Below are 10,908 nucleotides of genomic sequence, written 5' to 3'. Positions count from 1 at the left end.
CTCAAGCTCTCTTGACTATGCTGTATCGCTCGACGGACTGCCGCTGTCGTGCGGGCGCTCCCGTGAAGTATTTGGCCCACAATGCCTCCTTCGCCTGATAGGTAAAGTATGCTCCATCAAACTCCGGGACCAAACATCTAGCAACAGCTTTTGGCTGCTGAGCTTGCTTGCGATTTAAGCCAGATTCTCCGGCATGATCAGGTACTCGGACCGACTGCGAACCGCCAGGCTTCTTTGCGAACCAGGCTCGGAACATCCTTCTCATATCGTCTGTGAGCGGAACGTCAATACGGCTCCCAGCAATGTTCGGATACGTCTTACGAACCAAGTCTCTGAGTTTCGTTAGGTCCGAGTCCGCTGCGATGTTTGCATCTCCCTCCCAAAGGAACCGCTCAAAGCCGCGTACCAAGATGTCATCGTGTTTTGGGGACCATCTGCCACCATGAATTGGCTCCTTCGCAATTCCAGAAACCCAGTGTTCAGCAGTTTTCAAATGTTGCGGGAGCACCGACGGTCGCATCACCACAAGCATTGACCGAATGAAGTCTAAAGGGCCTGCTTCTGGGCTCAGATTTATAACTGCCTTTCCATCAGGACGCCACTCGACCCCGTGAAGTTCCTGCTGCGGCAGTTTGTGCGCGGCAGGAGGCGGTGCTGATACGCGTGCCGGGACACTCGAATCGCGATCAGTGCCCTCTGATCTTCCTTGAGGTGATGAAACCGGCGCACGAGCGAGGGTCTCGACCATGTACCGAGCCTCAGCGAGCCGATGTGACGGTATACTGGAGGCCTCACTCTTCGCCTTTTTCAGTAACACGTCGTCAGGCGTTCTGCCAAAGCCCTTCAAGAAACCGCCAATCAATGCGACCGACAAGTCTCTCCACCCGGTATAGAACCATCGCTTGTTGGCTTCAGTTACGAATGTTGGCTCTGATATGCCCAGGATTTCAGCCCAGTTAGCCAAAACCTGTGTTCGCGCTTCTTCCGTATCTGAGGAATATGCTGAATCCTTCAACGTTTTAGGCTCTGCACAGCCGATACGGTGATTGCGATCTGCCAGTGCGAACAATCCCCAAACGTCCGCCAAACTCCGGACAATTCGGTCTGGAATCTTCCCGTCTGGATCACCTTTCGGGACGGTACATGATTTCAACAAGCCAACGAGCGTTTCGTCGATCAACCGTTCACGTATCTCTTGGGAGACTCCGCTGGGCGTTCGCACTGCGTTTCCTCGTTCCAGCGGCACTACTAACGTATCGTAGACCGTTTGCCGACAAGCTCCGTAGCCTGTTATCAGCAACGCAGCGATCCGTTGCCGATCCCGGTTGAGGCCCGACACGAGATGCCATACGGGATTGGTAAATCGATCAAATATGCCCAATGTTCTTGCCTCCCGTCACTCGCCCATCGAGAGAACGCATAATCATATGAATCGCTGGACTCGGCATTGAACGCAAAAGGTCAGCGGTCGAGAGGCCGATGTCCTTGGCTGCCTCCGCAAGTTGACTCTCGAATTGTGGATACGCGAGCGCACGCAGCTTCGTTTGCTTGCTCCCCTGTACCAGTGTTGCAATTACACACGCAAGGAGTGCAGTGGCGGCTCCACCGTTTTGCAGATTCAGATACGCTTGAGCGAGCGAATCTGCCAGTGTTTCGAACTGCCCCGACATCCATGCCGCGAGTGTGAAACACCAAATCGACATCTCATCAAGAGTCTTCGATTTGCTGGACGCCGACAGGTGTTGCCATGCGTCCGTGAACCTTCCATGATAGAGATGCCACCATCCGAACTCCGCGTAAGAAAACTGAATCGCTCGTGATTCTTCCGACCACTGGGCCGCGCGCGTGAAAAGACTGTCTGCTTTAGCGTATTGTTGCTCGGAGACCATGCGCCACGCTAGGTTTATTGCGGGGTCGAGGTAAAGCGAACGCTCATGGCGTCCTTTTGTGTACTCAAGACACTCGACGGCGGAATCCCAGGCTGCGTATGCTCTCTGCTTGTAGCCGAGCTTCAGTAACAGAATCGCGAACGTATTGAGCAATTCCGGGTTTGTTGGTCGCTCGGTCATCGCGGCTCGTAATAGTTCCAGAGCATCTTGCATCCGCCCAGTATCGCGAAGAAAAGCCGCCTTTGTGATAATGTCTCGGACCCGTTCGCTACCGGGACTCTGAGCACCTGTATACTCCCTGCCAATCAATCGAAATAATGCATCGTACGAATGTGGCCGGTTCCGGGGGTCCAACTGCGACGCAGCAACGATTAAAGAGACAAGGGAAGATGCTTCTCTTCCACGTTTTTGTTCAAAGCGCCGCAAAGGTCCAAGTCTGAAGACAGGATGCATCCGGTGGCGAGTTTCCGGCCCGCAGTATGGATGTTCTCCCGTGGTGATCTGGTAGAGCGTGATTCCGAGGGAGAAAATATCCGTTTGGGCCGACGGCGAGCACCCAACAAACAGCTCTGGAGCCATATAGAAAGGTGTGCCACCAATCGGCCCAAGTGATACGGATTGCACCATAGAAGCATCAACGCCTTCGACGCTCCGGATAGGAAGCCCAGCATTTGCAAATCTCGCCATCCCGAAATCGGTGAGACGGGGTTCATCTTTTTCATCGAGCAGAATATTTGCCGGTTTCACATCCTGATGGATCATTCCTTGCACTCGGAGCGCATACTCCAATCCATCGAGCAATCCTGCCGCGAAATTGATGAGTTTAGCGGTCGGCCAAGTCTCTGCTGTCTGATTGTCGATTGTTTGCTTATACCACTCTGCAATGATGCTAGGCTGCGATTGCCACTCCAGGTAGAGAAGCGCTCGGGCAATGTGGGCGTGATTCCCGAGTGAAATCCAGAGATCAGCTTCGCGAATGAATTGCTCTCGTGTCGCAGTTTGCTGATATGTCTTTAACGCAAGGACGGGTCCGACTGGAGCGACTGGGAGGAGCTGATATACCTCCCCCATTCCGCCGCGCAGAACCTTTCCGATAACGAACTTTTCGTTACTTAGCTCAGCGATCGTCACTACCGATCCGAGTTGGGGAGCATCGAGCATGGATTGATTAAAATTCGTCGGCAGATTCTTTTCGTCAGGGCTATGGCCGGTCCGGCGACCACAGAACAACTATATAGCCACGCCGGAACCGCCTATTCCGGGAGTGGGCAAGCGGCGAACTGGGCCACGGCGGTCGTTCCCGCCTCTTCGAGGCGGGAATCTAGCAATTGGCCTTTGCCATTCCTATGGAGTAAAAGGAGGCCAAATATGCAAAGACCGCCGAATTGAAATGCGGCCCGTCTCCCTAGCAGGCGTAAGTCGTCCGATAGGTTGCCGCCAGAGGCGTTGGCACCGAGCAGTTTGAAAAGCTCACGCACAGATCGCCATCGATTGTGCGCCATTGCGAGATCGTCATCCGTTGCCGCTGCGATGATTTCGCGCATCGCACCGATGGAGAAATTCCGCCGTACGAAGTCGAGCCATTCCTCTAATTGTGGTTCGCTGACGAATTCAGAACACTCCCGATTTGCGCGATTGTGATACATCAGTGCCCGCACAGTGTCAGCTAGCTGCTCGTCAATAGCGATCTCAGCATCGGGATGCGGATTGAAGAAAGCGTTCAATATCTCGACTAGAAGCGGCTCCAGGCGAGTCCATGGGAGGTGTGCATTTCTGGCCCAGGATTGATCGGAAAGTCCTTTGGCGAGACGAGGGCACAGCCCACCTATTGCATCCTCACATTCCTCTTTCGAGAGGGCGGTCCCGAGCCATTCCTTCCGAGTACGGGCGAGCGATTCGAGCCATAACGTTCTGACGGTTCCGAGGTTCACTTCAAAGCCTGCAAACCACAACCCCAACGGTACCCACTTTGTTCGCCCATTACTGTCAAGGAGGTCAGAAACGGCTATCGCTTGAGAGAGGATTATTTCCTTGCCCTCCCAGTAGCGCAGAACGCCCAAGCCGCGGCCTCGGCTACTTGAATTGAGCGGCGGCAGCAGTCCCTTGGCCCGCCAGTCCCTCACCTGCCGCTCGGTTACGTGGTAGCCACGCTCTTGGAGTTCGGCGACCAATTGTGTCTGCGACACCATTCCCTCTCGATTTTACAAGTGACATTCTTGTACGACCGCCCCATTTTGCGGCATTGCTACATTGATGCCGAGACCACCCTGGTCTTCTGGAGGCGTATTGCAATGGAGTGTCGGAAAACAGCACTGCTCATGCCCGAATTGGTGCCCGGACCGCTATGGGGACGGAGCGCTCACAAAATGCTCGGTAGTAAGGCAGTTTGGAAAAAGCAGATTCGCGGCGACGCGCTGGCGGAAGCTGACAATCGCTGTTCGATTTGCAAATCAGGTCAGGGGCGCATGACCTGCCACGAAAAATGGGGATACGACGATAAGCAGTGTGTCGCAACCCTCCTGGGATTTGAGATTCATTGCTCAAATTGCGATCTCGTAGCGCACGCCGGTCGCGCGTTCAAACTCGGTTACGGCGAAGTAGTGATTTCGCATCTCTGTGCAATGAATCATTGGGACATTAAACATGCCGTGACCGTTCTCAAACACGCGATGAATGTCTGGATGAAGCGAAGCGAGGAAGAGTGGGGAATAAAGGTAACATCGTCTTTGGTGGAGCGGTACCCGGAGCTTACGGCGTTGCCAAGATTTGTTCCGTCGCCAACCGCATATTGATGTCTGACGGCGGGATTTAAGAACGGCGCTGCCTTCGGCATCGGCAGGAGGGGTGACACGTCACCCCGGCTCGGGTGCTGCAAGGTTGCTGAAGGTTCCTGCGGCGGGAACCTGCTAAAAATACGGAAGTTGCCCGCGAAATGGGTTGTTCGCAGTTACTGCGGGAGTAACCTGCTGCTGCCACTCGGGGAACCTGTTGAAAGCACAGAGTGAGAGGCCGGAACCGGCATCCCGGCGCGCTCACGCGCGTGTAGCCTCCGCTCTGCCGTCCGTAAAGGCTCTTCGCTTCGCTCCGACCGCTGCGCGGCGTGCTGCGCACGGCCTTGACTGACGGCTCCGCTGCGGCTGGATGGCAGCTATGAGAAGAATGTCTTCTTCTCATGTTCCACATGACAAGGGCCACGGCTCCGATCTTCGGCGGCTCTGGGGCGGGCCAACGGCTATCACCACACGGCGGCGAAGCACGCAGCGGCAGGGTTGTAGCTGAGAAGCGATGAGGCAAAATCTCTGAAATCAGGTTACTCTGGTAGCAACCAGCGGTTGCTGAAGGGGTAACCCGATGACCCCCCTCCCTTTAGCAAGAAAACGGCTCGGCACGGCCCCGTGTCCTGTACGTTGTGGCGCGCGGACGGCGTGCGGCCCGAATCCCGGTTCCTATCACCAACCAAATCCATCCGGCGGTGAGCGATGAAGGCCCCGCTGCGCACAAAGTCCATCGGAACGAAGGTGAGCGAGGAGGAGTTCGCGGCGCTGGAGGCGACGGCGCGGGCGGCGGACATGACTCTCTCGGAATGGGTGCGGGCGGTGTTGCTGGCCGCGCCGGGGGTGGAGCTTCCCGACGACGAGGCAGCGCTGGCCGGTCGGGTGACGTTGGCAGAGGTGCTGGCGTTGCGGACGCTGTTCCTGAATCTTCAGTTCAGGCAGGCGCAGGGTCCGATGACCGAGGCGGAGATGCGCGGCCTGATCGAGCGGGCCGACGCAGCGAAGGGAGAGCGGGCGCGGGAGCGACTGGAGGCGGCGCGGAAGACGGTCGGCAAAGCGGACGAGAAGGCCACCGGGGAACCACAGGCAGAGGAGGGTTGAGCATGGCGGAATGGGGTCGGAAGCAGTACGCAAAACCGTGGCCGAGCCGGGCGCACGTGTGGACATGGGGAGTTTTTTTTCTTAGCTGCCTGTTCTTCGTGTTCATGACGTGGCGGGACGGGCGGGTGAACTGGACGGCGGCGGAGCGGCTGTACCTGAGTGACTACCTGAAGAGCGGAGCGCGGGAGAAACTCCCGGCAGCGAAGGCGCGGTACACACTGCTCGAAGGAGTGACGGCCAAGGGCGAGCAGGTGCTTGTGACCGGCGACCAGATCGAGGCGGTGAAGGGCCAGGACGGGCGCTGGGGATACGTGCTGACCGACGAGGGAACCCAGGCCGGACTCGTCCGGTTGCAGTGGACGACGGGGGTGTTCAACGACCGTGGTCTGCATGAGTTGATGGGGAGCTACGTCTACCAGAACCAAACGCTGTGGGACTTCGTGAAGAGGCCGACGTACTGGACACTGGCGTTCTTCGCCGTGCTCTTGTTCATGGCCGTGCCGAAGGACCGTGCGCGGCGGATGGTCTGGAAGTTCGGGCGGCTGCTGCGGGGGCCGGAGCTGGCGACGACGGCGGAGTTCAACGAGAAGCTGGGCCGCAGGAAATGGCTGACGACCTACTTCCCGGATGGGATCGCGTTCGTGAATCTCGAACAGACTTGGTACTACCGGCTGCTCAGGCGGGACCGGGGCCGCTGGGTCCGCGTCCCGCGCGAGCGGGAGGCGATGCACTTCCTCATCGTGGGCGATTCGGGGACGGGCAAGAGCGCGGCCATCCGGCAGGTTCTCTCGCAGATATGGGAGCGCGGAGAGACGGCTATCGTGTACGATCCGGCGCTCGAATATGTGCCGCAGTTCTACCGCGAATCGCGGGGCGACGTGATCCTGAATCCCCTGGACGCGCGCTGTCCGTTCTGGACTCCGGGCGATGAGGTTCCGCACGAAGCAGAGGCACTGACGGTAGCGGCTTCTCTGTTCCCGGACCGGGGCCGGGAGAACCAGTTCTTCGTGGATGCGCCGAGGAAAATCTTCGCGCACCTGATCAATCTGAAACCCACGCCGGAGCAGCTTACGTACTGGATGTGCCACGAGGAGGAGATCGAAAAGCGGGTGCGGGGTACGGAGCTTGCGGCGATGATCCACGCGACGGCTCCGCCGCAGAGATCGGGCGTGCTGGGTTCGCTCAACATGGTCGCCGACGCGTTCAAGCTGCTGCCAGCGGAGCGCGAAACGGAGCGGCGCTGGAGCGCGTATCAGTGGAGCCGGGAGCGGCGCGGATGGCTGTTCCTTACGTCGAAGCCGACCATGAGAGAGCGGCTGCGCCCGCTGATGAGCCTGTGGCTCGACCTGTTGGTGCTGCGGCTGATGAACGAGGGCGGGAGCGGGGCGCGGAAGACGTGGTTCGTGCTAGACGAGCTGGCGACGCTGCAACGGTTGCCGCAGTTGACGACGGCCATCACGGAGGGCCGGAAATCGAATAACCCGATGGTCCTCGGCTTCCAGGGCAAGGCACAGGTGGAGGCGCTGTACGGGCACATCGCCGAGGCCATGCTGTCGCAACCGGCGACGAAGATCTTCTTCAAAACGAGCGAGCCGCACGCGTCGGAATGGATCTCGAAATCCATCGGCGAAGTGGAGGTGGAACGGTTCCGCGAGAGCCGGACGCGGGGCGTGTTCCCGCACCACCGGGAGAACGAGCAGCGGGAAATCACGCGCGAGCCGCTGGTCATGGCTTCGGAGATCGGCGGGCTTGAGCCGCTGCATGGATACCTGAAACACGGCAACCTGGTTGTGCGGATGCGGATACCGTATCTCAAGCTGGAGGAGCCAGCGGAGAAGTTCATCGAGCGGAAGATGACGACGCCGGCAGTAATGCCGGCGACAGAGCCGGAGCCGGTTGCAGCACCGGCACGAAAGCCGGTACGTTCCGTCCAAAAGAAGCAGGAGCAAGCGCAGCAGCCAGCGGCGGTGAACGAGCAGACGCCGTTCTTCGAGTGAAGCCATGATAACGCTGTCGAAACCCATCAGCTCCGGCCAGGCACAGGCATATCACAAGGAAGAGTTCGTCAATGCGCGGGAGAACTATTACACAGAGGGCGAGCGTGTGCGCGGCGAGTGGCAGGGCCAGCTTGCTGCTCGCTGGGGCTTGCAGGGTGAGGTACAGGAGCAGCAGTTCGCGCGGATGGCCGAAGGCCAGCATCCGGAGACGGGCGAGCAGCTTGTGCGGCATCAAACGGCGCGGGAGTATGTGAACGCGCAGGGCGACACGGTGCGCACGATGGAGCACCGGGCGGGATGGGATGCGACGCTCAGCGCGCCCAAGAGTGTATCGCTGACTGCGTTGGTTGGCGGGGATGATCGAGTGCGCGAGGCCCACAGGGAGAGCGTGCGCACGGCGCTTGATGAGATGGAGAAGTACGCGCAGGCGCGCATGGGCGGCAACGTCCCGGCACAGACGACGGGCGCGTGGGCCGTCGCCAAGTTCGAGCATGACAGCAGCCGACCTGTTGACGGTTATGCAGCGCCGCAGTTGCACACGCACGCGGTGATCTTCAATGTGACCGAAACGGCGGACGGCCAGACGCGCGCTCTTCAACCCCAGGAGCTTTACAAGACGCAGCAGTACGCGACGGCGGTGTACCGCTCGGAGCTTGCGGCGGAGTTGCAACGGCTGGGCTACGAGATCGAGCGCGGCGAGCATGGACAGCCGGAGATCAAGGGTTACACGCGCGAATATCTGGAGGCGTCGAGTCCGCGGCGGCAACAGATCGAGGAGCACATGGAGACGGCGGGCGTGCGCGGGGCTGGCGCCGCGCAGATCGCGGCGCATCAGACGCGAGATGCGAAGCAGCCGCTCTCGCACGAAGAAGTGCGCGAGCAACATCAGAGACTCGCTTCTCAGCACGGTCATCAGCCGCAGCACGTCGTCAGAGAGGCGGCGCAGCGTCCCGGTGTGGAGCTGAAGCCGGAGCAGTCGGGAGTCGCCGCGCACGAGGGTGTGAGCTATGCGCGCGAGCGCGGCATGGAGCGCGAGGCCGTAGCCGATGAAAGAATGTTGATGCGCGATGCCCTCAAGCACACGATGGGCGAGGCGCGGTTGCCGGAGGTGCGCGCCGAGTTCGAGCGGCGTGTGCAGTCGCATGATCTGATCGAAGTGGAGCGTAGGCCAGGTCTCCCAGGCCGCGCGTTCACGACCGGAGAAATGCAGGGTTACGAGCGCGAGCTGATCGAGCGGATGAAGCTGGGCCAGGGCACACGCGAGGTGCTGGCAGACGGCAATGTACGCGAGCACGTGATGCGGGAGCACACACACTTGAGCGCGAGCCAACGGCACGCGGTAGAAGATGTGTTGACAAGCCGCGACCGCATGATGGCTCTTGAAGGTGTTGCGGGGGGAGGAAAAACTACTTCCTTAGCCGCCGTCCGTGAAGGGGCCGAGCGCGCAGGCTATCAGGTCGAAGGACTCGCGCCGACATCGCGGGCCGCGCAGAAGCTCGCCGAAGCGGGCATCGAGACTCAAACGCTGCAAAGGCATCTTGCGCGCGGTGAGCAGCAGGACGACGGACAGAAACGGCTCTACGTGGTCGATGAATCGAGCATGGCGAGCACAAAGCAGATACACACTTTTGTTGAGCGGCTGAGAAAAAACGACCGCGTGCTGCTCGTAGGCGACGTGCGGCAGCATGAGGCGGTCGAAGCAGGACGGCCCTATGCGCAATTGCAGGAAGCGGGAATGCGTACGGCCAGACTGGATGAGATCATCCGGCAGAAAGACCCGGCGCTCAAAGAAGCCGTGGAGCAGCTTGCGCGCGGCGAAGTGCGCGAAGCCATCGGCAATTTGAGCAGCCAGGGCCGCGTTCACGAAATCGGCGACAGGCAGGAACGCATCAGCGAAATCGCCCGCGAGTATGTGCGCTCGCCCGAAAAGACACTCGTCGTTTCGCCGGACAATGCCTCACGCCGCGAGATCAACGAAGCCATCCATCGCACGATGCAAAACGAGGGCAAGGTCGGCAATAACGAGCAGCGCGTGCATGTGCTCTACGCACGGCAGGACGTGACGGGTGCAGACCGGCAGCACGCGCGGAACTACGAGCGCGGCGACGTACTGCGCTACTCGAAAGGTAGCAAGCCTCTCGGCATCGAGCCGGGAGAATATGCGCGTGTGTCGCACGTAGACCGCGAAACCAACACGCTCACAGTGAAGCGGCACGGCGGCGAAAAACTCAGCTACGATCCGCGCCGCTTGCAGGGTGTAACGGTCTACCGCGACAGCGAGCGCAAGTTCGCGCAGGGCGACCGCGTGCAACTGACGGCCCCATACCATGAACAGAAACTCGCTAACCGCGAGCTGGCGACCATCGAGCGGATCGAGGGCGACGGCAATCTGAAGCTGCGCACGGATTCGGGCCGCGAGGTTGAGTTCAACGCAAGGCAGCATCCGCATCTTGATTACGGTTATGCGGTGACGAGCCACAGCAGCCAGGGCCAGACCGCAGACCGAGTGCTGATCCACGTGGACACGGAACAGGCTCCCGGCGAACTCGTCAATAGCCGCATGGCCTATGTGTCGGTATCACGTGCTCAGTTTGACGTGCAGATGTACACGAACGATGCGAAGGCGCTGGGATACGAGTTGAACCGCGACCTCTCGCACCCGACCGCGATCCAGCAGGAGCCAGCGGCAACACAGAAAATTGAGCCGCAATCGGTAAGCATAGGGGCCGCGCAAGGCTTGAGCGTGGGCTGAGGAATGGTCTCCACCAGCTTGGGAGACTTGACGTACAGAGTTTGGGCAAGCAGAACGAGGCTAGGCAGGCCATGACAACCTCAACACACAAGCAACCGACGGGACCGCAGGGGCAAGGGCATAATAGAGATGGGGCCGTGAGTGCTTGGTCCGAGAACAGGCCAAGGCGTCTCATTGGGAAATGAAAAGAATCTGTGCAAATCCCAGAAAACTTTCACACTTTCTTACACGGTTTCACATTAACTGCTTATGAGGCAAACGAATGTAGTCGAATATATGTTGTACAATCAATGATTTACAGGTCATGCCCGGATGGCGAAACTGGCAGACGCAGCGGACTTAAAATCCGCAGGGAGCAATCCCATGGGGGTTCAAGTCCCCCTCCGGGCACCAGA

The 10,908-nt window shown here is 59.3% G+C and carries 6 protein-coding genes and 1 tRNA gene; 5 read left to right on the top strand and 2 right to left on the bottom strand.

The window, feature by feature from the left end; all coding sequences use genetic code 11:
• Positions 1 to 1,367: 1,367 nt before the first annotated feature.
• Both VMU57_RS05850 and VMU57_RS05845 read right to left on the bottom strand, forming a co-directional pair.
• Positions 1,368 to 3,050 (bottom strand): protein kinase domain-containing protein, encoded by a 1,683-nt coding sequence (locus tag VMU57_RS05850; RefSeq protein ID WP_325381695.1) that lies wholly within the window; start codon positions 3,048 to 3,050, stop codon positions 1,368 to 1,370.
• Between the two features lie 92 nt (positions 3,051 to 3,142).
• Entirely contained in the window at positions 3,143 to 4,078 is a 936-nt protein-coding gene (locus VMU57_RS05845) for a hypothetical protein (RefSeq protein ID WP_325381694.1), read from the bottom strand.
• 177 nt (positions 4,079 to 4,255) lie between these two features.
• Between VMU57_RS05845 and VMU57_RS05840 the strand changes: the two genes are divergently transcribed.
• The 5 genes from VMU57_RS05840 to VMU57_RS05820 all read left to right on the top strand — a co-directional run bounded on the left by VMU57_RS05840 (position 4,256) and on the right by VMU57_RS05820 (position 10,906).
• The gene (locus VMU57_RS05840; protein ID WP_325381693.1) at positions 4,256 to 4,681 is read left to right on the top strand and encodes a hypothetical protein; all 426 of its coding nucleotides are present in this window, start codon (positions 4,256 to 4,258) and stop codon (positions 4,679 to 4,681) included.
• 687 nt (positions 4,682 to 5,368) lie between these two features.
• Positions 5,369 to 5,764: a plasmid mobilization protein gene (locus VMU57_RS05835; protein WP_414648607.1), complete on the top strand. Its 396-nt coding sequence runs from the start codon at positions 5,369 to 5,371 to the stop codon at positions 5,762 to 5,764.
• Positions 5,765 to 5,766: 2 nt separating this feature from the next.
• The gene (locus VMU57_RS05830) at positions 5,767 to 7,761 is read left to right on the top strand and encodes a type IV secretion system DNA-binding domain-containing protein (protein WP_325381691.1); all 1,995 of its coding nucleotides are present in this window, start codon (positions 5,767 to 5,769) and stop codon (positions 7,759 to 7,761) included.
• Positions 7,762 to 7,765: 4 nt separating this feature from the next.
• On the top strand, positions 7,766 to 10,513 hold the full coding sequence (gene mobF, locus VMU57_RS05825) for a MobF family relaxase (RefSeq protein WP_325381690.1): 2,748 nt from the start codon (positions 7,766 to 7,768) through the stop codon (positions 10,511 to 10,513).
• A 306-nt stretch (positions 10,514 to 10,819) separates the two neighbouring features.
• A tRNA-Leu gene (locus VMU57_RS05820) sits at positions 10,820 to 10,906 on the top strand.
• Positions 10,907 to 10,908: the final 2 nt, after the last annotated feature.

Origin of the sequence: Edaphobacter sp. (assembly GCF_035532915.1) — a bacterium.
Taxonomy (GTDB): Bacteria; Acidobacteriota; Terriglobia; order Terriglobales; family Acidobacteriaceae; genus Edaphobacter.
The sequence above is the reverse complement of the archived record's forward strand: the minus strand, read 5'-3'. Positions and strand labels throughout refer to the sequence as shown.